Origin of the sequence: Kribbella sp. NPDC004875 (assembly GCF_042873375.1) — a bacterium.
GTDB lineage: Bacteria > Actinomycetota > Actinomycetes > Propionibacteriales > Kribbellaceae > Kribbella.
Genome location: NZ_JBIALI010000010.1, coordinates 130,118 through 155,568 on the forward strand (window position 1 = coordinate 130,118; position 25,451 = coordinate 155,568).

Genomic DNA, 25,451 nt, shown 5'->3' on the forward strand with positions numbered 1-25,451 from the left:
GCGGAATTGGGTGAGGCTTGCCTACATAGGTGAGAATGGTTGTCGTGAGCGACCTGATCGATACCACCGAGATGTACCTGCGGACCGTCTACGAGCTCGAAGAAGAAGGCATCGTGCCGCTGCGGGCGCGGATCGCCGAACGGCTGCACCAGTCCGGTCCGACGGTCAGTCAGACGGTCGCGCGGATGGAGCGGGACGGTCTGATCAAGGTGGAGGGTGACCGGCACCTGGAGCTCACCGACGTCGGTCGCAAGCAGGCGGTCCGGGTGATGCGCAAGCACCGCCTGGCCGAGCGCCTGCTGGTCGACGTGATCGGCCTCGAGTGGGAGGATGTGCACGCCGAGGCCTGCCGCTGGGAGCACGTGATGAGCGACGCCGTCGAGCTGCGGTTGCTCCAGCTCCTCGGCAACCCGACCGAATCGCCGTACGGCAACCCGATCCCGGGGCTGGAGGAGCTGCAGACCAGCAGCCAGGCCAGCGGGATCGAGGACTTCCGGATCGGTGTCGAGCCGCTCGACCAGGTGCTCGACACGGCCACCGGTGAGAGCGTGCGGGTGCTGGTCCGCCGGATCGCCGAGCCGGTCCAGACCGACGACGGAGCGATGGCGGTGCTCCGCAAGGCCGGTGCGTTGCCCGGTCGCGAGGTCGACTCGACCCTGGACGCCGAGGGTGTCCTGGTCGGCAGCCGCGAAGCCGGCGGCGTGATCAGCGACGAGACCGCCGGCCACATCTTCGTCAGCCGGGTCTGAGAGAGAGTCAACACTGCGTTAACGCTCAGCACCCGGCGGAGTACGTCGGGTTGCCAGCGGGTAGCGTCGGATCGCGATGTCAGAGAATCCTGTTGATTGGCCGCAGTACCTGCGGGAGTTCCACACCTCAGCGCCGGGCAGCACCGAGGCGTTGCTGTCCCGCGCGGTGGCGGGCGATCACACGCCCTACCGCTGGCTGGTCCGCGCGGTGTCCGGTGAGGCGCGCCGGGTGCTCGATCTCGCCTGCGGTAACGGGCCGGTGGCGCGTGAGCTGTACGGGCGGTGGGTGGTCGGGGTCGACAACAACCCGGCCCAGCTCGCCGGGGCGCCCGGTCCGAAGGTGCAGGCGGACGCGTTACACCTGCCGTTCGCGAACGAGGTCTTCGACGTCGTCACGTGCTCGATGGGCCTGATGGTCCTGCAGCCGCTACCCGAGGTGCTCGCCGAAGCGGCCCGGGTACTGCGGCGTGGCGGCGTACTGGCTGCGATCGTGCCGGCCGTCCGCCCGCTGCGGCGTGGCGACATCCGCACGCTGAGCGGTCTGGCCACGCGGCTGCGGTCGACGCCGCAGTTCCCGGCCGGTGGTGAGATCACCGAGCTGAAGGACCAGCTCAAGCACGCCGGATTCGACGTGATGGAGAGCCAGCGCGAGCGGTACGTGTACATGATCCGCAGTCGTGACGACGCGCTCCGGCTGGTGAACGCGCTCTATCTCCCGGGCACGCCCGACGTACGCCGGGACACCGCCGCGGCCTGGCTCGCGGACCGCGCGGAAGCCAAGGACGGGCTCGAGGTCGCGATCCCGATCCGCCGGATCACGGCGATGCGTACCAAGGTCGCACTGACCGTCTCCTGATCACGGGGTCCATCAGCGGCGCGCGGTCGGTACCGTGTGCCTGTGAGTGCGCTGCGCTGGTCCGTCCGGATCCTCGACCGGGCGCTCGACGGTGAGACGGTCTACCGCGAGCTGCTGGCCGCCGAACCGGTCGCGTTCTGGCTCGACGGCAGCCTGACCGACCGGGTGCCCCGGCGTATCTCGGTCCTCGGGACGTCGTACGGCGCCGAGGTGATCGTCCGCGATGTTGCCGACGGCGACGTCTTCGCCGAGCTCGACGCGTTGCTCGCCGCGCGGGCCGCCGAGCCGCCGGCCGAACTCGAAGGACTGTTCTGCGGCGGGTACGTCGGGTACTTCGGCTACGAGCTGAAGGCCCTGACCGGGGGAGTGGCCGCCCACGAGTCGTCGACGCCCGACGCGCTGTGGATCTGGGCGAACCGGTTCGTCGTGATCGACCACGACCGGGATCGCACCTGGCTGGTCGCCCTCGACCTGCCCGGCGCCGGGCAGGACTGGCTGGACCGCGCCGAGGAGGCCGCCGCCGACTGGTGGATGGGATCGGTCGACACCCCCGCGATCGCCCGGCTCGATCTCGAGTCCCACCTCGAACAGGACCGCGCGACGTACCTGGCCGGGATCGCCCGTGTCATCGCCGAGCTCGAGGCCGGCGAGACGTACGAGGTGAACCTGACGAACCGGGTCCGGCTACCGGCCGTCCAGGACCCGTTCGAGTTCTTCCGCTGGCAACGGTCCGCGAACCCGGCGCCGTACGCCGCCTTCCTGCGGTACGGCGACCTCGCGGTGGCGAGCTCGTCGCCGGAGCGTTTCCTGACCGTCGACGCGGACGGCTGGGCCGAGTGCCGGCCGATCAAGGGCACCGCGCCGCGGGACCTCGACCCGGCTCAGGACCAGCTCGCCGCGAAGGCGCTGGCCGAGGACGACAAGACCCGCGCCGAGAACCTGATGATCGTCGACCTGATCCGCAACGACCTCGGCCGGGTCAGCGAGCCGGGCACCGTCAACGTGCCGCAGCTGATGCAGGTCGAGAGTTACCGGACCGTGCACCAACTGGTGACGACGGTCCGCGGCCGGCTGCGCTCCGGGGTGACCGCGGTGGACGCGGTCCGGGCCTGTTTCCCGCCGGGGTCGATGACCGGGGCGCCGAAGATTCGCACGATGCAGATCATCGACGAACTGGAGTCGAGCGCGCGGGGGGTGTACTCCGGGGCGCTCGGCTACCTGACCGTGGACGGGCGCGCGGACCTGAGTGTGGTGATCCGGACGGCGGTGCTGACTCCGGACGAGACCGTGGTGGGGGCCGGGGGTGCCATCGTGCTGGACTCCGACCCGGTCGCGGAGTACGACGAAATGGTGCTGAAGGCAACGGCAGCCGTCGGCGGGAGAGGTGGGGGCGATGAGTGATCTGCTGGTGGCGGACTCGTTCCTGGTGGCGAACGGGAAAGTCCGGGGACTGGAGTTGCACCGCGACCGGTTCGTCCGGTCCTGCGCCGCGGCCGGGGTGCCCGCGGAACGCTTCTGGGACGAACAGATCGCGCGGTTGCCCGGGTTCGGCCGGTGGTTCCCGCGGTTCGAGCTGAAGGCGCCGGGCGAGCTCGCGGTCCAGCTCCGGCCGGCCCCGCCGATCGGCGGGCGGGTGCGGGTCGCCGTACACGATGGTCCGGATCCGCGGACGGCGCCGCGGGTCAAGGGTCCCGACCTGGAGCTGCTCGGCAAGCTGAAGGAGACCGCGCCCGACCGCGCCGACGAGATCCTGTTGCTGGACACCGACGGGACCGTGCTCGAGGCGGCGTACTCCGCGGTCGCCTGGTGGGAGGACGACACGCTCTGCTTCCCGCCGTCCGACCGCCCGCTCCTCCCGTCGGTCACCGCCCGTCTCCTCCGTCAGATCGCCGCCACCCAGGGCGTGCAGATCGCCGAGCACCCCGTCACCCCCGAAGCCCTCCGCGACACCACCGAGGCCTGGCTGGTGAACGCCCTGCACGGCATCCGCCCCATCCACGCCTGGGGCGCGTCCGCGATCGACCCGCTCCCCAACTCCCACGCCGAGCTCTGGCAGTCCCACCTCGAAACCCTCGCCACCCGCCTCCCGTAACCCCAACCCTCCAGGTGAGGGGGCGCCCCCGCACCTACCGGGTTGCCTCCTCAGATTTTCGGGGGGCAACCCGCGACCTGAGGGGGTGCCCGTTGGTCTGGAGGGTTGCCCCTCTCGGGGTCTCGGGGGGAACCCGCCACTCGAGGGGGTGCCCGTTGGCGTGGAGGGTTGCCCCCTCGGATTTTCGGGGGGCAACCCGCCACTTGAGGGGGCAATCGCGCTTGCTAAATGTGATATCACTTTGCTACCTTCGAGCTATTCGAGAGGAGTAAGTGATGGCGGACGTGGATGGCGTGGTGGAGATGCCGGCGCCGAAGGTGAGTGAGCGGGCGGCCTGGGACCTGAACGGGTGGCCGGTGGCGGTGGTGGCGTTCCTGGTGCTGGTCGCCGCGGTGGTGCAGTTCGCGTTCGGGATCGCGAACGGGCACGACGGGATGGTCACGCTCGGCGTGGTGCTGTTCGTGGTCGGCGTGATCGTCGCCGCGGGGCTGACGGCAGTCTCGCCGGGGCGGGCGCGGGTGCTGCAGATCCTCGGGCGGTACGCCGGGACGATCCGCACCGACGGTCTGCGCTGGGTGAACCCGATCTCCACCCGTCGCGAGGTATCGACCCGGATCCGCAACCACGAGACGGCGGTTGCCAAGGTCAACGATGCCGACGGCAACCCGATCGAGATCGCCGCGGTGGTGGTCTGGCAGGTCGAGGACACCGCGCAGGCGCTGTTCGAGGTGGACGATTTCGTCGAGTTCGTCGCGATCCAGACCGAGACCGCGGTCCGGCACATCGCCAACAGCTATCCGTACGACGTGCACTCCGAGGACGGCGTCCTGTCGCTGCGGGACAGCACCGACGAGATCACCGAGAAGCTGTCCGTGGAGATCGGTGCCCGGGTGCACGCCGCCGGCGTCCGGGTCATCGAGTCCCGCATCACCCACCTCGCGTACGCGCCGGAGATCGCGCAGGCGATGCTGCGCCGCCAGCAGGCGGGTGCGGTCGTCGCGGCCCGGCAGCGGATCGTCGAGGGTGCGGTCGGCATGGTCGAACTGGCGCTGGACCGGCTGTCCGAGCACGAGGTGGTCGAGCTGGACGAGGAGCGCAAGGCGACGATGGTCAGCAACCTGATGGTCGTCCTCTGCGGTGATCGGGACGCTCAGCCCGTCGTGAACACCGGATCGCTCTACCAGTAGTCGTGGCTGTCGACCGCAAGAAGATCCTGCTCCGGCTGGATCCCGTGGTGCACGACGCGCTCGCTCGGTGGGCGGCCGACGACCTCCGCAGCACCAATGCCCAGATCGAGTACCTGCTCCGCCGCGCACTGGCCGACGCCGGCCGGTTGCCGGGCGGCGTGGGCAAACTCCGTCGCCCCGGCCGCCCGTCGAAGGAGGAAGCCGATGAGTAGGAAGACGGCGATCGCGGCGCCGCGCGGTCCGCGCGGTGCAGCACGGCAACCACGGAGCCCCCGGAAGGTGGTTGCGCTGGGCAACTCCTATCCACCAGAGGCCTTGTATTCGAGGCTTTTCCTGCTCGCCTACGACCCGCAGCGAGAGCGGCTGACAGTGCGCTCGAAGCTGGGGAAGCTGCTCCGAGCGGCGATCCTCGTGGATCTGCAGCTGGCCGGGAACATCGAGGACGACACCGGCCGGGCGCGGGTGACGACGGCGCCGGTCCCGGCGGATCCGGTCCTTGCTGCGGTTCTCGACGAGCTTCGCGCGGTCGGCCCGCGGCGCTGGCGGCACTGGATCGACCGGCGGCCGGGCGCCACCGTCCGTCACGTGCGCGACGAGCTGGCCCGTGCCCAACTGATCAGGCTCGAGCCGCATCGCATCCTCGGCCTCATCCCGGCCGACCGCATCACGGTCCGCCACCCGCTGGTACGTCGCCAACTCCTCGAGAGCGCCCGCGAAACCCTGCGCGCGTCCCGGCTCGTCTCCCGAGTGGACCTGCGCGACGCGTCGGTCGTCGTACTGGCGTCGACCGCGGATCTGCGGACCGTCGTCACCAAGGAGCAGAAGGCGCGGCACAAGGATCGGCTGGCCCAACTCGCGGTCCGCGTCGGTCCCGTCGTACCGGCGTTGAAGAGGTCGCTGCAGCAGACGCAGTACTCGGCCGCGGGATGACCCTGGTCGGCGCTACGGTTCAGTACTCAGGTAATGAACCGAGGAAGGGGGATGGGTGTTCGACGATCGCAGCCCGATCTATCTGCAGATCGCGGAGCAGATCAAGAACGACATCGTGACCGGCGCGCTGGCCGAGGACGAGCAGGTGATGTCGACCAACCAGTACGCCGCCTTCTACCGGATCAACCCCGCGACCGCGGCCAAGGGATTCGCCCAGCTGGTCGACGACGGGATCCTGTACAAGAAGCGCGGGATCGGCATGTTCGTGGCACCGAACGCCCGCGACCTGCTCCGTACCGGCCGTCGCGACTCGTTCTTCGCCGACGTCGTCGACCCGATGATCCGCGAGGCCAAGGCCATCGGCATCCCGGTGGCCGACATCCTCCAGCACATCCGCACCTGGGGTGAGAACTGATGACCACCGCCCTGACCGTCCGGACCGAGGACCTCTCGGTCCGGTTCTCGGGTACGCCGGCCCTCGACCGGCTCGACCTGCGGCTGGCGCCCGGGAAGATCCACGGGCTGCTCGGCCGGAACGGGTCCGGTAAGAGCACGCTCGCCGCGATCCTGGCAGGGTTCCGCCGGCCGGACGAGGGCCGAGTGCTGATCGAGGGTGGCGATCTCGGCGCGGCCCAGGAGCCGTACGAGAACGCGGTCGTCACCAGCCGGGTCTGCCTGATCCGCGAGTCCGGGGACATCCCGGACGCGGTCCCCGCCAAGCGGGTACTGGACCTCGCGGCGGGCCTCCGCCCGTACTGGGACGCCGAACTCGCGGGTGAGCTCCTGGACCGCTTCGAAGTGCCGGTGAACAAGAAGATCCAGAAACTCTCCCGCGGTAAGAAGTCGGCGCTCGGCGTGGTGCTCGGGCTCGCCAGCCGGGCGCCGCTGACGATCTTCGACGAGAGCTACCTCGGGATGGACGTCCCGTCCCGCAACCTGTTCTACGACGCGCTGCTCGCCGACTACGCCGAGGTGCCGCGCACGATCGTGCTGTCCACGCACCTGGTCAGCGAGGTCAGCGCGATGCTCGAGGAGGTCGTGATCCTGGACAACGGCCGGCTCGTCACCCAGTCACCGGTGGACGCGCTCCGCGGTCGCGGCGCCTCGATCGTCGGCCCGGCCGCGGCGGTCGACGCGTTCACCGCCGGCTTCACCGTGCTCGCGGAGGAGCGCCTCGGTGGTACGAAGTCCACCACGGTGCTCGGCGATCTCGATCCGGCGCTGCTCGCACAGGCGACCGACGCCGGCCTGGAGATCGGCCCGGTCGGCCTGCAGGACCTCTTCGTCCACCTCACCGCCCCGACGGGAGCCCGCGGATGAGCACAGGTACGGCGGTTGAGCGCGCGACGCTGCCTCGGGGAGTCACCGACCGGCAGCGCTTGAAGCAAGTGCTGGTCGCGATGACGCGCGGAATGCAGCAGATGCTGGTCGGCTACTGGGCCGTGATGCTGGTCGCGTTCCTGGTCGTCGGGATCGTCATCCAGCTCGCGACCGGTGGCGTCGACAGCAGCATGTGGGACTACGGCACGCAGTCCCCGAAGTACTTCTCGATGGCGATCGGGGTCACGCTCACCCCGGCGTTCTTCGCGATGCTCGTCGCCCAGGGCGTCACCCGCCGGATGTACTCCCTTGCCGCCGGCATCTACCTCACCGGCGCCGCGGCCGCGACCTCGCTCCTGTGGGTGCTGGCCTATCAGCTCGAGCACGCCTTGTACGCCTGGCAGGGCTGGCCCGACAAACTGAACAATCCGCACCTGTTCACCAGTACGTCGCAGGTCGGCCTGGTGTTCCTCGAGTTCTTCCTGCTGATCCTGTCGCACGAGGTGGCCGGCTGGCTGCTCGGCATCACGTTCGTCCGGTTCGGTTTCTGGCTCGGTGTCCTGATGCTGCCGCTCGCGGTGCTGCCCGCGGCCGCGGCCGAGTTCCTGCTCGTCGCGCAATGGCTCGCCGACCTCCTGAACAAGACCGGCTATCACCGGCCACCGCTCGCGGTCGCCGTGCCGTCGGTTCTCGTGGTCAGTGCTCTCGGGGTGTACGCCGGACATCGCGTTCTGGAGCCGATGGCCCTCAAACCCGCTAAGGGCTAAGACACGTTATACACAGGGGGTGTGTATAACCCGGAGCAATTCTGTGGATGGCCGGCCAATCATTGTGGACGACTGAAACTCTTCTCAGGAAAGGGTTGTGCGACCCCGTCGGACGGGCGTAGAAAGGTCGACACGCGACTTCGGATTGGAGTGGCGGGTCGATCGGAAACCGAGGGCCCTCGCGGTGGGGATCCCCACCGAGGTAGACCGGTGACGGGGTCTGCCGGCCTCCACGGACCCGTATCGGGAAGCTGGAGACGTCACCCCTTCCTTCAGCTGGTGCGGGCCCCTCCGACTCATACCCGGAGGGGCCCGCCCGTCTTTCGTGGAGCAGCGGCACCCGTCAGTTCCGGATATCGGCATGGCCGACTCGGCCGGTGCACAGAACGGATGCGCACCGGCCGGCTCGGCTCCCGGTCCTAGTTCTGGTCCTAGGTCACCCGAGGGTGATCGTCAGCGCCGTGTGCGCACCGTGCGCCGCCACCTCGACCTGCGTCCCACGGCTGGTCGTGACCAGCTTGTACTGCGCCGCGTGGCCGTTGACCGCCACGCTCTTCACCTTCGCGCCGGACGGCAGCACCGCGCCGACCGTGACGTCGGCACCGACACCCTTGACGGTCACATCGGTCGACAATGCCTTGCCGGTAAGGCGTTGCGAGACATCGACGGATCCCTGACCGACCCGGATATTGCTCCCGGCCACCTTCGGCTGGCCCTCCGGAAGCTGCGGTACGACGGCGAGCCGCCCGTGCCCGAGATCGGGATCGACGCCGAGCTGCTGGTGGATCACCGGCCAGAGAATGCCGTACGCACCCCAGGCCTGCAGCGTCATCGAGCGGTCGTAGAACGGCCGGCCGATGTTCGCCGGGGAGTCCGGCGACGGGGCGATCTCCGGCATCGCGCCCGGGGTCTCCCAGACCGACGGGTCGAGCTGGATCCGCGCGTTGCCGGTCGTGTACACCTGCTGCTGCTTCGTGCCCAGCCGTCCGAAGTTGCCTTCCGCAACGGCCATGATCGAGGTGTTGAGGCCGAAGATGCTGCGCTCGCTCTTCACCTGCGACACCACGCCGTCACACGAGGCGCCCGGGTTGCCCGCCGGGTCCGAGGTCGGCCCGGTACCGGTGTGGAACAGGCCGAACTCGCCCGTGTAGCAAGGCTTCTCGCGCTGGTCGAGGGCGATTTTCGCGTGCTCCTTCGATGCGAGCGGCGACGCCGGTTGCCCCGGACGGGTGAGCACCGACTCCATCGGCGTGACACCGATCCAGTGCCGCTGGAAGATCGGCGTGTTGTCGTTGGCCGGGTTCGTCGCGTCGTCGACGGAATCGGCGTACCCCATGGCCTGGGGGACCCACCACTGCGCCTCGAAGCGGGACTCGAGGTCGTTCGCCTTGCCGGTCGCCCACTGCTGGGTCAAGGTGTCGTGCTTGGAGGCGGCCAGGTCGGCGAGGTCGCGCAGGCCGCGGGCGAGGTACACGGTGCTGTCGAGCTTCTCCACGCCCATGCCGGTGCGCTCGACGTTCGCGAGACCCTCGGGCCAGCCGTCGCCGTCCTTGTCGAGCTCGCGGTACACGTACCGCAGGTTCCGGACGCTGAAGTCGTACATCTCATCGCGGAACTTGTCGTCGCCGGTCCACCGCCACAGCAGCGCGACCGTGCTCGGGAACTTCACCGTCTCGTCGGTGTTGCCCGCGCTCTGGTTCGAGCCGAAGTACACCGAGCCGTTCGGCGTGACCTCGTGCGCGACCTTACCGCTGCGCTTGTTCAGGATGTCGCTGACGTCGCGCAGTGCACGCAGGTGTTCCTTGACGGTGTCGAACTGACCGGCCGCGACGGCCGCGAACGCGGTGTACTCACCGTCGGTCGCGAACAGCCACGGATAGTCCGGGAAGCCGGCGCCGAACCAGCGCGCGGTCGGTACCGTCCCAGCGGCCGCCGGGAAGTCCTTGCCCTCGTTGACGTCGCGGATCTGCAGGTTGTTCGCCTGCTGCACCGAGTCGGCGAGGTTCTGCTTGCTCCACTCGACGCTCTGCTGCAGCAGCCGGTCACCAGGAAGGTCCACTGCGGACTGTGCGTCGATCTGCTGCCTCGCGGCGCTCTTTGCCCGCAGCAACTTGCCGGGATTGCTCAGGGCCTTGCCGTACTCGCGCTGCGCCGCCTGGCTGCCTTGATCGGAGCCGGCGACCGCGAACCAGATGGTCTTCTGCTGACCGGCCCCGAGCTGGACGTCGTACGTGAGCCGGCCGCCGGTGCCGTTGCCGGTCAGCGAGTCGTCGCAGCGCGCAGGCGTCGTACCGTCCTTCGGGCAGATCACGGCGGGGTCCTGCGGGCCGCGGTGGTCCTTCCCGGGCTGGTAGTCCGTCGGACGCAGGGACGATCCGACGAACGCGGCGTAGTCGTGCGCGGGTGCGTTCGGATACGTCGGGGTGCCCTGCTCGCGGAACCGCAGCGCACCGTCGACGAAGTCACCGGTGTCGGGCAGGTTCGCGTCCTTCGCGCTCGGCGTTGTCCAGTCCCACGGGTAGGACTGCATCAGTTCGGAGTGCGCGTCGACGTCGAGCTTGACCGTTTTCGCCGTACTGGAGCTGAGCGTCAGGCCGACGAGCGTCGCCCGGATCCCGTCCGGCACGAAGTCGGTACGGCGGACGTTGACGGCACCGTTGTAGTCGATCCGGCTGTAGCCGTGGCCGCTGGTGTACTTCGCGGCGGGTAGCTGCTTGCCGAGCCAGTTCCCGTCCAGGCCGAACCAGAGGCCGTCGAGAAGCTTGATCGGCTGGGTCCAGAAGCCGCCCATCTCACCGCGGACGTGCCAGCCGGCGGCGGGGTAGAGGCCGGACTCGTCGCCCATCGCGTAGGCGCGGTCGCCGACGACCAGCGATCGGCGATCGGCGAGCCGCGTGGTCTCGGAGAGTTCCGAAGGTCCACCCGCGGCGGCGGCACCCGCGGTTGCGGACGACGCCGCGGCGGCCGTGCCCGATCTGGTGGTGGTTGAGCGGGCAGTGGTTGAGTCGGTGGTGGGGCCGGCGAGGGCCGAGGCGCCGCCGGCCAGAACGGTCGCGGTGGCGAGCAGCGCGATGCCGGCGGCCCGGCGTACCGATCTGCGGGGTGGGGAGCTACTTCGGTTGGTCGGATGCGGAGTCATGGCGGTTCCTCCTTGTCGCGGCGCCCGGGGAGAGGCGCCAGGTCAGCCAGGGGCCGAGCTGCCCCTGATCACCAGTTCTGGCTGCAGCAGACGTTCGGCCGGCCTGCCCTCACCAGCGCTGGGACCGGTGAGGATGGCGATCAGCTCTTCGGCGATCTGGTCCATCGGTTGCCGGAAGCTGGTCAGGCCGGGGGAGACGACCTCCGCGAGCGGCGAGTCGTCGAAGCCGGTGACGCCGATCTCCCGGCCGGGGATCCTGCCGCGACGGGTCAGCTCGCGGAGCGCGCCGAGCGCGAGAATGTCGCTCAGGGCAACGATCCCGTCGATCTCGGGACCGGAGTCGAGCAGGCTCGCGGTCGCGCGGGCGCCTTCCTCGATGCTGTCCTCACGGCAGCGGACGGCCAGCCCGGTGGTCGGCAGCCCGAGCGACTTGCACCCGGCCCGCCAACCGCCGATCCGGTCCTCGCCGAGGCCTGACGACTTCGGCCAACCGAGGAACGCGATCCGCCGGCGGCCGGTCTCGTACAGGTGCCGGACGGCCAGCTCTGATCCGGCCGCGCCGTCGACGTCCACCCACGGGCCGGGTTGCCTGGTCTCTTTCCACACCCTGCCGAAGCTGACGAACGGGATGTCCTGGTCTTTCAGCCAGCCGTGCCGCGGGTCGCGCGTCTCGGTCTGCGACAGCACGAAGCCGTCGACGAGCCGCCGCGCGTGCAGATCGTCGTACGTCGGCATGCCGTCGACCCCGGGTGGCGCGGTGAACAGCAGGATGTGCCGGCCGGTGCGTTCGGCGGCGGCGCAGAGGGCATGCAGGAACTGGTCCATGACGAGGTGCGTCTGGTTCGGCCAGTTCGGCACGCAGTACCCGATCAGCTCGACGGCGCTGGTGCGCAGACTGCGGGCGTTACGATTCGGGCGGTAGTTGAGCAGTTCGATCGAGCGGTTCACCCGCTCGAGCGTGTCCGGCCGCAGCCGGTGCGGTGCGTTCAGCGCGTTCGACACCGTCTGCACCGACACCTCGGCGTGGGCCGCGACCTGCTTCAACGTCGCCACACAACCTCCCACGAACGTTTGAACGTTAAAAACATTCGCAGTCTCCCGTGCACCCGCCGTACTGTCAACGCCTCAGAGCGCAGGCGGTCCGGTCCGCACGATCGCGAGCGTCTCCGCGAAGCTCATCGGTGCGATCCACCGGCCCCACCAGGCGGCGCCGGCTTCGGCGAAGGCGGCCGGGTCACCACCACTCACCTTGATATCGACGGCGCCGTCCTGTCTGAGCTCGAGCACGTCCTGCGGAGTGATCGGCCGAGGTGCGGCGGTGCTGCCCTTGTACGCGCAGGAACCGTCCCAGCGAAGGATCCGCCGCCGCACGGCCGGCACGAGAAAGTTGCCCCCTACCCAGATCGGGATCCGCGGCGCCTGCATCGGCCGTGCGGTGAGCTGCACGTCTGTCAGCGAGTAGTGCTTGCCCTCGAAGGTCACCGGCTGACCGGTTCACAGCCGGTCGATCAGGTCGAGCCCTTCGTCCAGCATCTCCGCCAGCACCTTCGGGCTCTTGCCTTCCATGAACGGGTCGCCCGGATCCCCGATCCCGACGCCGAGGATCATCCGGCCGCCGGACAGGTGATCCAGTGCCACCGCCTCCGCCGCCACCTTCCACGGGCGCCGGCGCGGCAACGGCGTCACCGTCGTACCGATCCGGATCCGCTGGGTCGCCGCCGCCATCGCCGCCAAACAGATCCAGGGGTCGTACGCCGGGTGCGCCGCGTCCCCCTGATAGACGAGGTAGTCCTCGAGAAACATCCCGTCCCACCCGGCGTCCTCCACCGCCCGAGCCAACTCCGCCAGCCCCCGCGGATCCCGCCCGTCCCCAACGGCCCCGACCGTCACCGAGTACCTCACCCCCCGAACCTAGCCCCACCCACCGACACCCTCCTCCACCCCCGCCCCCTCCTCCACCCCCGCCCCCTCCTCCACCCCCGCCCCCTCCTCCACTCCCGCCCTCCTCCACTCCCGCCCCCCTCCTCCCCACGCGCCTCCCGCTTCCGCCCGCGCCTCCCGCTTCCGCACGCGCCTCCCGCCTCCCCACGCCCTTCCCGCCTCCCGCCTCCGCACACCCTTCCCGCCTCCCGGCTCCCCACGCGCGAGGGGTTAACCCGTGGTGTTGGGGGTTCTCTGTTGGTGTGCGGGTGAAGAACCCCCACTCCGAGGGGTTATCCCCTCGTGCGTGGGGTGGCGGGGTGCCGGCCGGGCGGGGGCTCGTGGGGCGGGAGGGTGCGTGGGGAAGGGGGGTGGGTTAGCCCGTGGTGTTGGGGGTTCTCTGTTGGTGTACGGGCGAAGAACCCCCACCGCGAGGGGATAACCCCTCGCGCGTGAGGGGGAGGGCGGCGTGTGGAGAGGCGGGACGGGGAGGCGTGGGGGAGGGCGGCGTGTGGGGAGGGAGCCGGGAGGGGGAGGCGGAGCGGTTGGTGGAGCGGGTGGTGGGGGTCAGGCGGTGTGGCCGCCGTCGATGGTGAGGGTGGTGCCGGTGATGTGGGTGGCGGCTGGGCCGGCCAGGTAGGTGATGGCGGCGGCTACCTCGGTGGGGGTGCCGAAGCGGGCCAGGGCCAGGTCGGCGATCTGGGCGGCTGCGTACGGGCCGTCGGACGGGTTCATGTCGGTGTCGGTGGGGCCGGGCTGGACGACGTTCGAGGTGATGTTGCGGGGGCCCAGTTCGCGGGCGAGGGCCTTGCTGAGGCCGACCAGTGCGGCCTTGCTCATCGCGTACAGCGTCATCCCGGGACTCGTGACGCGGTCGGCGGCGCAGCTGCCGAGGTGGATGAGGCGGCCCCCGTCGGACAGCAGCGGTACGGCGGCCTGCGTCGCGGCGTACACCCCGCGGATATTCACCGCCAGCACGCGGTCGACGTCGTCCGCGGACAGGTCGCCGATCGGGGCGATCGCGCCGATGCCCGCATTGTTGACGAGCACGTCCAGTCCACCGAGCGAGTCCGCGGCCCGGCGTACACCGTCGGCGGTCGCGACCGGGTCTGCCGCGTCCACAGCGAACGCGAACCCGCGCCGTCCGGACGCCTCGAGCTCCTTCACGACCTTCGCCGCGGCATCCGCCGAGGAGTTGTACGTGATCGCGACATCGGCCCCACGGTCCGCCAGAGCGCGGGCGGTCGCCGCGCCGATTCCGCGGCTGCCGCCGGTCACCAGTACTTTCCTGCCAATCAGTTCGTTCATGTCCTCAAGTCCACCGCTGCGGCGACCGTGAAGCTGGCGAGAATCGGCCACCGGATCCTCGCGTCGCATTCCCGCGAATCGCCGCCGTACTTCGATGTCGTAAATCCGCTAGTGATTGTCGGTGGCGGCAGGGATGCTGGAGGGCGTGTACGAGTGCAGGCAGCGATGCATCCGGGCGGTGCAGTCGAAGGACGCGCGGTTCGACGGGTGGTTCTTCACCGCCGTCCTGACGACGAAGATCTACTGCCGGCCGAGCTGTCCGGTGGTGCCGCCGAAGGTCGAGAACATGCGGTTCTACCCGAGCGCGGCGGCCGCTCAGCAGGCCGGGTTCCGGGCCTGCAAGCGGTGCCGGCCGGATGCGAGTCCGGGGTCGCCGGAGTGGAACGACCGCGCCGACCTGGTGGCCCGCGCGATGCGCCTGATCGCGGACGGCGTCGTCGACCGGGACGGCGTACCGGGCCTGGCCGGCCAGCTCGGGTACAGCGTGCGGCAGGTGCAGCGCCAGCTCCAGGCCGAGCTCGGTGCGGGTCCGCTCGCGCTCGCCCGGGCGCAGCGTGCCCAGACCGCGCGGCTGTTGATCGAGACGAGTGAGCTGCAGATGGCGGACGTCGCGTTCGCGGCCGGGTTCTCCAGCGTGCGGACGTTCAACGAGACGGTGCAGGAGGTCTTCGCCCTGTCGCCGACCGAGCTGCGCCGTCGGGTACGCCGGGGTACGGCGTCCGCCGCGCCGGGCACCATCTCGCTGCGCCTCCCGTTCCGCGCTCCGCTCACGCCGGACAACCTCTTCGGCCACCTGATCGCCACCGGCGTACCGGGCGTGGAGGAGTGGCGCGACGGCCACTTCCGCCGCACGCTCCGGCTGCCGCACGGCCACGGTGTCGTCGCGCTGAAGCCGATGCCCGACCACATCGCCTGTCAGCTCTCACTCACCGATCAACGCGATCTCGCGATCGCGATCAGCCGCTGCCGGCGGATGCTCGACCTGGACGCGGACCCGGTCGCGGTCGACGACCTGCTGAGCGAGGACCCGGTGCTCGCCCCGCTGATCGCGAAAGCGCCCGGCCGCCGCGTTCCGCACACTGTCGACGGCGAGGAGTTCGCCGTACGGGCGGTGCTCGGTCAGCAGGTGTCGACGGCTGCCGCGCGCACCCACGCCCATCGGTTGGTGCTGCGGCACGGTGAGCCGATCGAGGATCCGGGCGGCGGTCTCACGCACCTGTTCCCGACCATGCAGGCGCTGGCCGGTCTCGATCCCGAATCGCTGGCGTTCCCGAAGACCCGGCGTACGACGCTCACCACCCTGATCGCGACGCTGGCCGAAGGGGAGATCGACCTCGGCGCGGGCGCGGACTGGGATCGCGCGCGCGAGCAGCTCGCGGCGCTGCCGGGGATCGGGCCGTGGACGGTGGAGTCGATCGCGATGCGGGCGCTCGGTGATCCGGACGCCTTCGTGGCCAGCGATCTCGGTATCCGTTACGCCGCTCGTGACCTAGGCTTGCCGGAGGCCCCCAAACCCTTGACGGACCACGCGCGCGCGTGGCGGCCTTGGCGTGCGTATGCCGTGCAGTACCTGTGGGCGACGGGGGAGCACGCGATCAACCGGATTCCGGCCGCCGACGACCCGTCCTTCCAAGTACGCACGGAGCGAGCATGACCGAACTGACCACCGATCGCCTGCTGCTGCGCCAGTGGCGCGACTCCGACCGCGATCCGTTCGCCGCGTTGAACGAGGATCCGGCAGTGATGGAACACTTCCCGGCGCTGCAGACGCGCGAGCAGAGCGATGGGCTGATCGACCGCAACCGCGCGGCGATCGACGAGCGCGGCTGGGGTTTGTGGGCCCTCGAGGTGCGTGCCACCGGGGAGTTCATCGGCTTCACCGGCCTGTCGGTGCCGAGCTTCGACGCGCACTTCCAGCCCGCGGTCGAGATCGGCTGGCGGCTCGCGAAGGGTGCCTGGGGCAACGGGTACGCGAGCGAGGCGGCCCGGGCGGCGCTCGAAGTCGGGTTCGGGCCGGCCGGGCTGGACGAGATCGTGTCGTTCACGACGACCACCAATCTGCCGTCGCAGCGGGTCATGCAGCGGATCGGGATGGTGCACGACGAGGCCGGTGACTTCGACCACCCGCGGATCGCGGACGGCCACCGGCTGCAGCGGCACGTGCTTTACCGCATCGACCGCGCCCAGTGGGAGTCCACCCGGTGAGGTACGCGGTCGTCGACAGTCCACTCGGTCCACTCACGCTCGTGGGGACCGGGAACGAGCTGACGGGCCTGTACCTGGACCAGCAGCTCTACCGTCCCGAGACCGAGACCTTCGGCGACCGCGACGACTCGGCGCTGCCCGCGGTCGCCGAGCAACTGGACGAGTACTTCCACCACGGGCGCACCACCTTCGACGTACCGCTGCACCTCGTCGGCACGGACTTCCAGCGGCAGATCTGGACCGCTCTGCAGGACATCCCGTACGGCGAGACCACGACGTACGGCGGACTCGCCACGGCGCTCGGTCTGAAACCGCAGTCGGCCCGCGCGGTGGGACTCGCGAACGGGAAGAACCCGGTCAGCATCATCGTCCCGTGCCACCGCCTGGTCGGTTCGACCGGCAACCTGACCGGTTACGGCGGCGGCATCGAACGCAAACGAGCCCTCCTCGATCACGAACGCGGACGCCAGGCACTCATCAACTGAAGCCCCGCAGGACCGTTCACGCTCAGAACGGACGGCCACGCGCCTCGGGAGGACGATTGATGAGTGCCGGCGGTCCGGGTCACGTGTTGGCGGGGTCCTCCTCCAGACGCTCCGCGGCCGGAGCCTCCAGCGGCTTGGCGGGCTTGCGGGTCAGGCGGCGGGCGAGCGGCTCGGTGTAGCGGGCGGCGACCGGGCCGAGGATGACGAGGATCAGCACGTACGCCGTGGCGAGCGGACCGAGTTTCGGTTCGACTCCGACCGCGAGGCCGGCGATGACGATCGAGAACTCGCCGCGGGCAACCAGCGTGCCACCGGCCCGCCAGCGACCAGCGGTCGAGATACCGGCGCGTCGCGCGGCGAACCAGCCGGTGGCCACCTTGGTGAGGGCGGTGAGGATCGCCAGCCCGAACGCGACCGCGAGCACCGGCGGGATCTTCGCCGGGTCGGTGCTCAGGCCGAAGAACACGAAGAAGACCGCGGCGAACAGATCCCGCAGCGGGCTGAGTAGGTTACGCGCACCGTGCGCGACCTCGCCGGACAACGCGATACCGACCAGGAACGCGCCGACCGCCGCCGACACCTGCAGCTGCTGCGCGATGCCTGCGACCAGCAGGGTCAGACCGAGGACGACGAGCAGCAGCATCTCCGGGTTGTCCGACGACACGGCCCGGCTGATCACCCGCCCGTACCGCAGTGCGACGAACAGGACGACGCTCACCGTCCCGAGCGAGATCAGCAGCGTCATACTGCCGCCGGCCAGCCCGACACCGGCGAGCAGCGCGGTGAGGATCGGCAGGTAGACCGCCATCGACAGGTCCTCGAGGACGAGAATCCCCAGTACGACAGGCGTTTCCCGGTTACCCAGCCGCCCGAGGTCGCCGACCACCTTCGCGATCACGCCGGACGACGAGATCCAGGTGACACCGGCCAGCGCGACCGCCGCGACCGGACCCCAGCCGAGCAGCAGTGCCACCACGGCGCCGGGGATGGCGTTCAGCAGGAAGTCGACCGCACCCGAGATGTACTGCGTCTTCAACGTGCCGACCAGGTCGGACGCGGTGTACTCGAGCCCGAGCAGCAACAGCAGCAGGATCACGCCGATCTCGGCGCCGGTGGCAACGAACTCCTCACTCGCCGCCAGCGGGAGGATGCCGCCGTGCCCGAACGCCAGACCGGCCAGCAGGTACAGCGGGATCGGGGAGAAGCCGAGCCGCCCGGCGATCCGTCCGAGGACGCCGAGTGCGAGGATGACGGCGCCGAGCTCGATCAGCAGTGCGGTGATGTTCTCGTGCATCCTCAGCCCCCCGCGATCAGGTCGGCCACGGCGTCCACGCCCTCGCGGGTCCCGACCACGACCAGCTTGTCCCCGATCGCGAACCGGAAGTCCGGTGTCGGGGACGGCGTCGCCCCGGTCCGGCGCAGGACCGCGACGATGGACGCTCCGGTCCGGCTGCGGACCTGCGTGTCGCCGAGCGTGCGCCCGCCGTACGGCGATTTGGCCGTGATCGGGATGTGCTCGGTGACCAGGTCGATCTCCATCTCGCCGCGAACCGGGTCGATCTGCTCCGGGAGCAGCAGGTGCGCCAGCGCGGCCGCCTCGCCCTGCGCCAGCGGTACGGACGCCTGGCATTCGTCGTCGTCATCGGGTTTGTGGAAGCCGAGGAACCGCCGGCCGTCGTTGTGCGCCACCACCGAGACGTGTTTGCCGCCTTCGGTCACCAGGTCGTACCGCGTGCCGATCCCGGGCAGCGTGGTCTTGGTCGTGTGGGCCTGGGGGTCCATGGTGCTCCAAATCCATTGGCGGCAAATACAAGGCGTCTGCAACCATTCTCTCAAACCACACAACCCTTGTCCGGACAAGAGTTGTGAGATGGGATGCAATCCGATGCACTGCAACGAGTTGCATAGGTACGCTCCGGAGATGGCGCTGGAGCACGCGATTCTGGTCTCACTGACCGAGCGGGCCGGGTCCGGCTACGAGCTGGCCCGGCGGTTCGACCGGTCGATCGGGTACTTCTGGCCGGCCACCCACCAGCAGATCTACCGGGTACTGCGCCGGATGGACGAGGCCGGCTGGGTGCGGCATACCGCGATCGCCCAGGACGGTCGCCCGGACAAGAAGGTGTACCGGGTCGCGGCGGCCGGGCGCGCGGAGCTCTCCCGCTGGCTGGCCGAGCCGACGGATCCCGCCGTACTGCGGGACGGGCTCGGGGTGAAGCTCCGGGGCGCCTCGCTCGGCGATCCGGACGTGGTGTTCCAGGAGGTCGAGCGGCATCGGGCCGAGCACGCGACGCGGCTCGAGGTGTACCGCGGGATCCGCAAGCGCGACTTTCCGAAGCCGGCCACGCTGCACGGCCGCGACCTGCACCAGTACCTCGTCCTGCGCGGCGGGATCCGCGCCGAGGAGTCGTTCGTGGCGTGGTGCGACGAAGTGATCGAAGCCCTCCGAAAGGACAAGCGATGAGCGCGTACCCGCACCTGCTGGAGCCGCTCGACCTCGGGCATGTCACGCTGCCGAACCGCGTGATCATGGGCTCGATGCACACCGGTCTCGAGGACCGGCTGCATGACATGGCGAAGCTTGCGGCGTACTTCGCGGAGCGCGCTCGCGGTGGCGTAGGCCTGATGGTGACCGGCGGCTATGCCCCGAACCGGACCGGCTGGCTGACACCCTTCGGGTCCACGCTGACGAGCAAGCGGCAGGCGACCAGGCATCGGCTGCTGACCAACGCCGTCCACGCCGAGGGTGGCCGGATCGCGTTGCAGATCCTGCACGCCGGCCGCTACTCGTACCACCCGTTCAGCGTCTCCGCGTCCGCGCTCAAGGCTCCGATCAACCCGTTCAAGCCGCGCGCCCTCTCCGATCGCGGCGTCCGGCGACAGATCTCGGCGTACGTCGACTGCGCGGCGCTCGCCCGCGAGGCCGGGTACGACGGTGTCGAGATCATGGGGTCCGAGGGGTACTTCATCAACCAGTTCCTCGCCGAGCGCACGAACAAGCGCTCCGACCGCTGGGGTGGCAGCCCGGAGAACCGGCGGCGGCTCGCGGTCGAGATCGTCCGGCGGACCCGGGAACGCGTCGGCGCGGACTTCCTGATCATCTACCGGCTCTCGATGGCCGACCTGGTCGAGGGCGGGCAGACCTGGGACGACGTGGTCGCGCTGGGCAAGGAGATCGAGGCGGCCGGGGCGTCGATCATCAACACCGGCATCGGCTGGCACGAGGCGCGGGTCCCGACCATCGTCACGTCCGTGCCGCGGGCCGCGTTCACGAGCGTGACCGCGGCGTTCAAGCCGCACGTGTCGATCCCGGTGGTGACGTCGAACCGGATCAACCTGCCGCAGGTCGCCGAGGAGGTGCTGGCCCGCGGCGACGCCGACCTGGTCAGCATGGCCCGCCCGTTCCTGGCCGACCCGGAGTGGGTGCTCAAGGCAACCACTGGCCGGTCCGACGAGATCAACGTCTGCATCGCCTGTAACCAGGCGTGTCTGGATCATGTGTTCGCGAAGCGGCGGGCGAGCTGCATGGTGAACCCGCGGGCGGCGCGGGAGACCGAGCTACGGTTGCTGCCGACCCGTCGTACGAAGAACCTCGCGGTGGTCGGAGCAGGGCCGGCTGGGTTGGCGGCCGCGGTGACGGCGGCCGAACGTGGACATCGGGTCGAGCTGTTCGAGGCGGCCGCGGAGATCGGCGGGCAGTTCGGGATCGCGCAACGGATCCCGGGCAAGGAGGAGTTCGCGGAGACGATCCGGTACTACCGGCGGCAGCTCGACCTGACCGGCGTGAAGGTGCACCTCGGCCGGCGCGCGACCGTCGAGGACCTGTCCGGCTTCGACGAGATCGTGCTCGCGACCGGCGTCGTACCGCGGGTCCCGGCGATCCCGGGGATCGACCACCCGAAGGTGCTGTCGTACGTCGACGTGGTCCGCGCGGGCCGCCCGGTCGGGGAGGCGGTCGCGGTGATCGGGGCCGGCGGGATCGGCGTGGACGTCAGCGAGTTCCTGACGACGGCCGGGTCGCCGGATCTCGCCGCGTGGAAGGCGGAGTGGGGTGTCGGTGACCCGACCGAGCTGCCGGGCGCGCTCGCCGTACCGCGGCCGGAACCGTCGCCGCGGAAGGTGTATCTGCTGCAGCGTAAGGCGGGCAAGATCGGCGCCGGCCTCGGCAAGACCACCGGGTGGGTGCATCGGGCCGCGTTGAAGAACAAGCAGGTCGAGCAGTTGCGTGGCGTCAACTACGAGCGGATCGACGACGCCGGGCTGCACATCACGTTCGGCGAGAAGCGCGAGAAGGCAACGGTGCTCGCGGTCGACACGGTGGTGGTGTGCGCGGGTCAGGAGCCGGTCCGTGATCTCGCCGAGGCGTTACGGGCGACCGGCCGTCCGGTGCACCTGATCGGCGGAGCCGACGTCGCGGCGGAGCTGGACGCGAAACGCGCGATCGAACAGGCGACCCGCCTCGCCCTCACCCTCTGACCCCGGTAGTGCACCTGCCCCGGTGCACTAGTGCGCGGTGGCGTCGACGTCCCCAGGTAGTGCACCGTGTACGGCGTACGCGCACTACTCACAAGGGGTGACTATGAAGACCGTTCTGATTTCTGGCGGCGGGATCGCGGGACCGGCGTTGGCGTACTGGTTGCGGCGGTTCGGCTTCGCGCCGACGGTCGTCGAGCTGGCGGCCGGGCCGCGGCCCGGCGGGCAGACCGTCGACCTGCGCGGGGTGTCCCGGGTGGTCGCCGAGCGGATGGGCCTGATGCCCGCGGTGGCCGGGCGGCAGGTGCATGAGCGCGGGCTCGAGTACGTGCGGGCCGACGGCCGGCGGTCCGCCGCGATGGCCGCGGAGCTGCTCGACGGGGCCGGGCCGGTGGCCGAGATCGAGATCCTGCGCGGCGATCTCGCCGAGATCCTGACCGCGGCGACCGCCGAGGTGGAGTACCTGTACGGCGACTCGGTCGCCGAACTCGAGCAGGACGCGACAGGTGTCGACGTGACGTTCGCGAGCGGGACGCGGCGGCGGTTCGACCTCGTCGTCGGCGCGGACGGGGTGCACTCGCGGGTACGGCGGCTGGCGTTCGGTCCCGAGACCGATTTCGTGCACCACCTCGGCGGCTACACGTCGTACTTCACGATCGACTCGCCGGAGGACCTGAACCACTGGATGAAGATCTACACCGCGCCGCGTGGTCGCTGGGTGGCGCTGCGGCCGGATCGTGATCCGCGGTTCGCGAAGGCGTTGCTGAGTTTCCGGTCGCCGGTGCTGAGCTACGACCGGCGGGACGTCGCGGCGCAGAAGCAGTTGGTGCGTACGCGATTCGAGGGGCTCGGGTGGCACACCGAGAGCGTCCTGCGCGGCCTGGACGCCGCGGACGACTTCTACCTCGACAGCACCAGCCGGGTGGTCGTGCCGGAGTGGTCGCGTGGCCGGGTCGCCCTGGTCGGCGACGCCGGGTACTGCGGTTCGCCGATGGCGGGCCACGGTACGGCGCTCTCGCTCGTCGGGGCGTACGTCCTGGCGGGCGAGCTGGCCGCTGTGGACGGCGATCACGCGCGCGCGTTCCCGGCGTACCAGGCCCGGATGCGGGCGTACGTCGATCAGCGGATGGAGTTGCCGCCGGGCGGCCTGAAGATGGCGATGCCGATGACCGCTCTCGGGATCGGGTACCGCGACTTCGTGATGCGCGTGATGACGTCGCGACTGATGGCCGGTGTGCTCGCGAAGATGGCGGTCGCGAAGCCGGACGCGATCGACCTGCCCGAGTATTCAGTCGAGCGGCGAGACCCACTCCGGGTCGCGACCGAGGAAACCGAGTAGTTGGTCGAGGTCAGGGGCGGTGCCGGACACCTTCACGGCGCGCTCGAACGCGTAGCCGGGGCCGCGGTTGCCGTCGGTGTCGGGGATCCGGCGCGCCAGCGTGAGGGCGAGCTCGACCATGTCCGGCGGCGGGTTGTACGGGACGTCGATCGCGCGGGCCAGGTCCCAGGCGTGGACGACGCAGTCGAGCTGGTGGAAGGTCAGCGCGATCCGGCGCGGGAACGAGCCGAACTCGCGCACCTCCACCAGCCGGTCCAGCGCGCCGCCGTCGGCGAACGCGTCCGCGACCCGCACGTTCGAGCGGCGGTAGGCTCCGGCCGGGTTGTCGCCGAGTCGCCCGGCATGCCACGCGTGGACGGACGCGGAGCCGTTCTGCGCGGCCGCGGCCAGGCCATCGTTCTGGCTGACCACGTGGCGGAGCAGGCCGCGGACCGTCCAGTCCGGGCACGGGGTCGGAAACCACAGGTGCTCCGGCCGCACCTGCATCACGACCTCCCCGAGCACCGCACCAGCACGCCGATCCAGATCCCGGATGTCCATCCGCGCTCCTCCCGTGGCTGCCCCGAGCATAAGTCGGTACGCACCGATTCGCAGGGAAACGCCTGGAGCACAAGGGACAACCCGCACCGAAAGGGGCGATGTGCAACAGATCGGGGCCAGGTGTCGCGGGCTCGTCAGGCGCCGGCGGCAGCTGCCTTCGCGGCCTTCTTGAACGAGCGGACCTCGTTCAGCGAGGCGGTGTCGGTGACGTCCGCGATCGAACGCCGGGAGCCGCGGTCGCCGTAGCTGCCGGCGGCCTCACGCCAGCCCTTCGGCGTCACGCCGCGCTGCTTGCCGAGCAGGGCGAGGAAGATCTTCGCCTTCTGCTCGCCGAACCCCGGGAGCGCCTTCAGCCGCTTCAGCACCTCGGGCCCGTCCGGCTTCGGGCGGCCGGCGAGCCAGATGTTCGCGGCGTCGCCGTCGTACTTGTCGATGATCAGCTGGGCGAGGGCGTGCACCCGGCGGGCCATCGAGCCGCCGTACCGGTGGATGGCCGGTGGGGTGACGCAGAGCTCGACGAACGTCTCCAGGTCGGTGTTCGCGATCTTGTGCAGGTCGAACCCGTCCATCCGGTTCGCGATCTTCAGCGGGCCGGAGAAGGCGTGCTCCATCGGGTACTGCTGGTCGAGCAGCATCCCGACCAGCAAGGCGAACGGGTCGTCGTTGAGCAACGTGTCGGCATCCGGATTGCCGGTGAGGTGCAGTTCGCGCAGCATGCCGCCCATCTTGGCACGGGCCTCACCGCGTAGGCACCCACGCGCCCAGCCCCCCGCGCCCCCCGCGCCCAGCCCCCCGCGCCCCCGCGCCCAGCCCCCGCGCCCAGCCCCCGCGCCCCCCGCGCCCCGCCCGCGCGCGCCCTGCCCCGTTTGAGGGGCCGGCCCCTCGACCGGTGGGATGGCGCCCTGCACAGCGGGGATGAACCCACCGTTGGAGGGGCCGGCCCCTCAAACAGTGGTGGGGTGGCACCGGGCACGGCGGGGGGGGGGAGGGGGGACCGACTGGCCGAGGGGCCGGCCCCTCAAGTGGTGGGGTGGCGGGGGTGGAGGGAGCGCGGTTGGCCCTACCTGACCTGGGGAGGCCTGGTGCTGTGGTAGTGCGCGTACGATGTACGTGCACTACCTGGGGAGGATTGATGAGCGAAGCGCCGTACCTGGTGATCGCGGCGGAACTGCGGCGGCGGATCGAGGCCGGTGAGCTGCGGCCGGGGGACCGGGTGCCGTCGACGCGGGCGCTGGTCCGGGACTTCGGCGTCGCGATGGCGACCGCGACCAAGGCGTTGCAGGTCCTGCAGCAGGAGCGGTTGGTGCATCCGGCGGCGGGGGTCGGGACCGTGGTCGGTCCGCCGCCGCGGGCCCGGCGTACCGAGGCCGGGAACGTCGACGGGTTGCCCGACCTGAACCGGGACGAGGTCGTGCGGACGGGGATCGCGATCGCGGACGCCGAGGGGTTGCCCGCGCTGTCGATGCGGCGGATCGCGGCCGAGCTCGGGGTTTCGACGATGGCGCTCTACCGGTACGTCGGCGGCAAGGACGCGCTCGTCGTACAGATGGTGGACGCGGCGATCGGCGAGTTTCCGTTGGGGAAGGTCCCGGAGCACTGGCGGGACGCGATCACTGTGGTGGCCAAGGTGCATTGGGCGGCGTACCGGCGGCATCTGTGGCTGGCGAGTGCGATCAGTCTGAGCCGGCCGCAGTTGGTGCCGAGGTTGCTGCCGCACACCGACGCGGTGCTGGGTGCGTTGCGCGGGTTCGGGAAAGGTGCCGCCTTGTCGGCGGTGATCAGCCTGTTCGCGTACGTGCGCGGGATCGCGCTGGTGATGGAGGCCGAGGCACAGGCCGAGCAGGACACCGGCGTGACCGCGGACGAGTGGGTGGCAGGCCAGGGTGACCAGTTGGCCGCGATGATCGCGGCCGGAAACCTGACCGCGTTCCGCGACCTGCTCGCCGACGGCTTCGACTACGACTACGACCTGGACCAGTTGTTCGAATTCGGGCTCGGCATCTTCCTAGATGGTCTCTCCGCACGGAGAAGGGGTGTCTGATGTCCCCGCGCCTACTGCGCGGCACTCGGCACGGCACCTCGCTGCACGTGAGCAAAGGCCACGATGCTCCGCATCGAGACCTTCGCTCCCGCGCACCGAG

General features: G+C 70.3%; 26 protein-coding genes. 17 read left to right on the plus strand and 9 right to left on the minus strand.

Translation table 11 applies throughout. From position 1 onward, the window contains the following. Positions 1–44 precede the first annotated feature (44 nt). The 10 genes from ACFYRH_RS39600 to ACFYRH_RS39645 all read left to right on the plus strand — a co-directional run bounded on the left by ACFYRH_RS39600 (position 45) and on the right by ACFYRH_RS39645 (position 7,901). A complete protein-coding gene (locus tag ACFYRH_RS39600) occupies positions 45–749 on the plus strand; it encodes a metal-dependent transcriptional regulator (protein WP_387652793.1) in 705 nt (234 codons plus the stop codon). Between the two features lie 76 nt (positions 750–825). Beyond that, positions 826–1,605, plus strand: a complete 780-nt coding sequence (locus ACFYRH_RS39605; RefSeq protein WP_387785829.1) for a class I SAM-dependent methyltransferase — start codon at positions 826–828, stop codon at positions 1,603–1,605. Positions 1,606–1,647: 42 nt separating this feature from the next. After that, a complete protein-coding gene (pabB, locus tag ACFYRH_RS39610; RefSeq protein ID WP_387785832.1) occupies positions 1,648–3,006 on the plus strand; it encodes an aminodeoxychorismate synthase component I in 1,359 nt (452 codons plus the stop codon). After that, complete coding sequence (locus tag ACFYRH_RS39615) at positions 2,999–3,697, plus strand: aminotransferase class IV (RefSeq protein ID WP_387785834.1); 699 nt, start codon at positions 2,999–3,001, stop codon at positions 3,695–3,697. Before pabB ends, ACFYRH_RS39615 begins: the two co-directional genes overlap by 8 nt. Before the next feature lie 275 nt (positions 3,698–3,972). Next, a complete protein-coding gene (locus ACFYRH_RS39620; RefSeq protein WP_387785836.1) occupies positions 3,973–4,884 on the plus strand; it encodes an SPFH domain-containing protein in 912 nt (303 codons plus the stop codon). 2 nt (positions 4,885–4,886) lie between these two features. Next, on the plus strand, positions 4,887–5,096 hold the full coding sequence (locus ACFYRH_RS39625) for a hypothetical protein (RefSeq protein ID WP_387785839.1): 210 nt from the start codon (positions 4,887–4,889) through the stop codon (positions 5,094–5,096). Then, positions 5,089–5,814 (plus strand): GPP34 family phosphoprotein, encoded by a 726-nt coding sequence (locus tag ACFYRH_RS39630; RefSeq protein ID WP_387785841.1) that lies wholly within the window; start codon positions 5,089–5,091, stop codon positions 5,812–5,814. Before ACFYRH_RS39625 ends, ACFYRH_RS39630 begins: the two co-directional genes overlap by 8 nt. Before the next feature lie 55 nt (positions 5,815–5,869). Further along, positions 5,870–6,229, plus strand: a complete 360-nt coding sequence (locus ACFYRH_RS39635; protein WP_387785844.1) for a GntR family transcriptional regulator — start codon at positions 5,870–5,872, stop codon at positions 6,227–6,229. Beyond that, positions 6,229–7,134 (plus strand): ATP-binding cassette domain-containing protein, encoded by a 906-nt coding sequence (locus ACFYRH_RS39640; RefSeq protein ID WP_387785846.1) that lies wholly within the window; start codon positions 6,229–6,231, stop codon positions 7,132–7,134. The genes ACFYRH_RS39635 and ACFYRH_RS39640 overlap by 1 nt, the downstream gene beginning before the upstream one ends. Continuing rightward, positions 7,131–7,901, plus strand: coding sequence for a hypothetical protein (locus tag ACFYRH_RS39645; RefSeq protein ID WP_387785847.1), 771 nt, complete (start codon positions 7,131–7,133; stop codon positions 7,899–7,901). Before ACFYRH_RS39640 ends, ACFYRH_RS39645 begins: the two co-directional genes overlap by 4 nt. Before the next feature lie 436 nt (positions 7,902–8,337). On the opposite strand, the gene ACFYRH_RS39650 is transcribed toward ACFYRH_RS39645, so the two are convergent. From ACFYRH_RS39650 to ACFYRH_RS39670, 5 genes are all read right to left on the minus strand, one after another. After that, positions 8,338–11,040, minus strand: a complete 2,703-nt coding sequence (locus ACFYRH_RS39650; protein WP_387785849.1) for a glycogen debranching protein — start codon at positions 11,038–11,040, stop codon at positions 8,338–8,340. A gap of 42 nt (positions 11,041–11,082) precedes the next feature. Further along, the gene (locus ACFYRH_RS39655; RefSeq protein ID WP_387785851.1) at positions 11,083–12,093 is read right to left on the minus strand and encodes a LacI family DNA-binding transcriptional regulator; all 1,011 of its coding nucleotides are present in this window, start codon (positions 12,091–12,093) and stop codon (positions 11,083–11,085) included. A 72-nt stretch (positions 12,094–12,165) separates the two neighbouring features. Then, positions 12,166–12,522: a hypothetical protein gene (locus ACFYRH_RS39660; RefSeq protein WP_387785853.1), complete on the minus strand. Its 357-nt coding sequence runs from the start codon at positions 12,520–12,522 to the stop codon at positions 12,166–12,168. Positions 12,523–12,534: 12 nt separating this feature from the next. Further along, a complete protein-coding gene (locus tag ACFYRH_RS39665) occupies positions 12,535–12,942 on the minus strand; it encodes an LLM class flavin-dependent oxidoreductase (protein ID WP_387785855.1) in 408 nt (135 codons plus the stop codon). A gap of 585 nt (positions 12,943–13,527) precedes the next feature. Beyond that, entirely contained in the window at positions 13,528–14,268 is a 741-nt protein-coding gene (locus tag ACFYRH_RS39670) for an SDR family NAD(P)-dependent oxidoreductase (RefSeq protein WP_387785857.1), read from the minus strand. 145 nt (positions 14,269–14,413) lie between these two features. Between ACFYRH_RS39670 and ACFYRH_RS39675 the strand changes: the two genes are divergently transcribed. From ACFYRH_RS39675 to ACFYRH_RS39685, 3 genes are read left to right on the plus strand one after another with little or no spacing between them, the layout of a single operon-like run. Beyond that, positions 14,414–15,922, plus strand: coding sequence for an AlkA N-terminal domain-containing protein (locus tag ACFYRH_RS39675; RefSeq protein ID WP_387785860.1), 1,509 nt, complete (start codon positions 14,414–14,416; stop codon positions 15,920–15,922). Further along, complete coding sequence (locus ACFYRH_RS39680) at positions 15,919–16,473, plus strand: GNAT family N-acetyltransferase (RefSeq protein WP_387785862.1); 555 nt, start codon at positions 15,919–15,921, stop codon at positions 16,471–16,473. The genes ACFYRH_RS39675 and ACFYRH_RS39680 overlap by 4 nt, the downstream gene beginning before the upstream one ends. After that, positions 16,470–16,958 carry a methylated-DNA--[protein]-cysteine S-methyltransferase gene (locus ACFYRH_RS39685; RefSeq protein ID WP_387785865.1) on the plus strand — a complete coding sequence of 163 codons (489 nt, stop codon included), beginning with the start codon at positions 16,470–16,472 and terminating at the stop codon, positions 16,956–16,958. The genes ACFYRH_RS39680 and ACFYRH_RS39685 overlap by 4 nt, the downstream gene beginning before the upstream one ends. Positions 16,959–17,037: 79 nt before the next feature. Here ACFYRH_RS39685 and ACFYRH_RS39690 read toward each other — a convergent pair whose 3' ends face one another. Then, entirely contained in the window at positions 17,038–18,252 is a 1,215-nt protein-coding gene (locus tag ACFYRH_RS39690; RefSeq protein WP_387785867.1) for a cation:proton antiporter, read from the minus strand. 2 nt (positions 18,253–18,254) lie between these two features. Beyond that, positions 18,255–18,740 carry a cation:proton antiporter regulatory subunit gene (locus ACFYRH_RS39695; RefSeq protein ID WP_387785870.1) on the minus strand — a complete coding sequence of 162 codons (486 nt, stop codon included), beginning with the start codon at positions 18,738–18,740 and terminating at the stop codon, positions 18,255–18,257. Between the two features lie 139 nt (positions 18,741–18,879). Between ACFYRH_RS39695 and ACFYRH_RS39700 the strand changes: the two genes are divergently transcribed. The 3 genes from ACFYRH_RS39700 to ACFYRH_RS39710 all read left to right on the plus strand — a co-directional run bounded on the left by ACFYRH_RS39700 (position 18,880) and on the right by ACFYRH_RS39710 (position 22,770). After that, entirely contained in the window at positions 18,880–19,422 is a 543-nt protein-coding gene (locus ACFYRH_RS39700) for a PadR family transcriptional regulator (protein WP_387785872.1), read from the plus strand. Further along, a complete protein-coding gene (locus tag ACFYRH_RS39705) occupies positions 19,419–21,434 on the plus strand; it encodes an FAD-dependent oxidoreductase (protein ID WP_387785875.1) in 2,016 nt (671 codons plus the stop codon). The genes ACFYRH_RS39700 and ACFYRH_RS39705 overlap by 4 nt, the downstream gene beginning before the upstream one ends. A 103-nt stretch (positions 21,435–21,537) precedes the next feature. Continuing rightward, on the plus strand, positions 21,538–22,770 hold the full coding sequence (locus ACFYRH_RS39710; protein ID WP_387785878.1) for an FAD-dependent monooxygenase: 1,233 nt from the start codon (positions 21,538–21,540) through the stop codon (positions 22,768–22,770). Here the strand turns inward: ACFYRH_RS39710 and ACFYRH_RS39715 are convergent. Together ACFYRH_RS39715 and ACFYRH_RS39720 are read right to left on the minus strand one after the other, a co-directional pair. After that, a complete protein-coding gene (locus ACFYRH_RS39715; RefSeq protein WP_387785881.1) occupies positions 22,720–23,310 on the minus strand; it encodes a TIGR03086 family metal-binding protein in 591 nt (196 codons plus the stop codon). The two genes, ACFYRH_RS39710 and ACFYRH_RS39715, sit on opposite strands and share 51 nt — an antisense overlap. 134 nt (positions 23,311–23,444) lie before the next feature. Then, positions 23,445–24,026, minus strand: coding sequence for an HhH-GPD-type base excision DNA repair protein (locus ACFYRH_RS39720; RefSeq protein WP_387785883.1), 582 nt, complete (start codon positions 24,024–24,026; stop codon positions 23,445–23,447). 416 nt (positions 24,027–24,442) lie between these two features. On the opposite strand from ACFYRH_RS39720, the gene ACFYRH_RS39725 reads away from it, so the two are divergent. Further along, positions 24,443–25,351, plus strand: coding sequence for a GntR family transcriptional regulator (locus ACFYRH_RS39725; protein ID WP_387785886.1), 909 nt, complete (start codon positions 24,443–24,445; stop codon positions 25,349–25,351). Positions 25,352–25,451 lie beyond the last annotated feature (100 nt).

Excerpts from the sequence above, each read along its gene's own strand:
- ACFYRH_RS39605 (WP_387785829.1), top strand. The coding sequence starts at position 826 with ATGTCAGAGAATCCTGTTGATTGGCCGCAGTACCTGCGGGAGTTCCAC.
- ACFYRH_RS39615 (WP_387785834.1), top strand. The coding sequence starts at position 2,999 with ATGAGTGATCTGCTGGTGGCGGACTCGTTCCTGGTGGCGAACGGGAAA.
- ACFYRH_RS39620 (WP_387785836.1), top strand. The coding sequence starts at position 3,973 with ATGGCGGACGTGGATGGCGTGGTGGAGATGCCGGCGCCGAAGGTGAGT.
- ACFYRH_RS39630 (WP_387785841.1), top strand. The coding sequence starts at position 5,089 with ATGAGTAGGAAGACGGCGATCGCGGCGCCGCGCGGTCCGCGCGGTGCA.
- ACFYRH_RS39640 (WP_387785846.1), top strand. The coding sequence starts at position 6,229 with ATGACCACCGCCCTGACCGTCCGGACCGAGGACCTCTCGGTCCGGTTC.
- ACFYRH_RS39645 (WP_387785847.1), top strand. The coding sequence starts at position 7,131 with ATGAGCACAGGTACGGCGGTTGAGCGCGCGACGCTGCCTCGGGGAGTC.
- ACFYRH_RS39650 (WP_387785849.1), bottom strand. The coding sequence starts at position 11,040 with ATGACTCCGCATCCGACCAACCGAAGTAGCTCCCCACCCCGCAGATCG.
- ACFYRH_RS39670 (WP_387785857.1), bottom strand. The coding sequence starts at position 14,268 with ATGAACGAACTGATTGGCAGGAAAGTACTGGTGACCGGCGGCAGCCGC.
- ACFYRH_RS39680 (WP_387785862.1), top strand. The coding sequence starts at position 15,919 with ATGACCGAACTGACCACCGATCGCCTGCTGCTGCGCCAGTGGCGCGAC.
- ACFYRH_RS39690 (WP_387785867.1), bottom strand. The coding sequence starts at position 18,252 with ATGCACGAGAACATCACCGCACTGCTGATCGAGCTCGGCGCCGTCATC.
- ACFYRH_RS39695 (WP_387785870.1), bottom strand. The coding sequence starts at position 18,740 with ATGGACCCCCAGGCCCACACGACCAAGACCACGCTGCCCGGGATCGGC.
- ACFYRH_RS39700 (WP_387785872.1), top strand. The coding sequence starts at position 18,880 with ATGGCGCTGGAGCACGCGATTCTGGTCTCACTGACCGAGCGGGCCGGG.
- ACFYRH_RS39705 (WP_387785875.1), top strand. The coding sequence starts at position 19,419 with ATGAGCGCGTACCCGCACCTGCTGGAGCCGCTCGACCTCGGGCATGTC.
- ACFYRH_RS39710 (WP_387785878.1), top strand. The coding sequence starts at position 21,538 with ATGAAGACCGTTCTGATTTCTGGCGGCGGGATCGCGGGACCGGCGTTG.
- ACFYRH_RS39715 (WP_387785881.1), bottom strand. The coding sequence starts at position 23,310 with ATGGACATCCGGGATCTGGATCGGCGTGCTGGTGCGGTGCTCGGGGAG.
- ACFYRH_RS39720 (WP_387785883.1), bottom strand. The coding sequence starts at position 24,026 with ATGCTGCGCGAACTGCACCTCACCGGCAATCCGGATGCCGACACGTTG.
- ACFYRH_RS39725 (WP_387785886.1), top strand. The coding sequence starts at position 24,443 with ATGAGCGAAGCGCCGTACCTGGTGATCGCGGCGGAACTGCGGCGGCGG.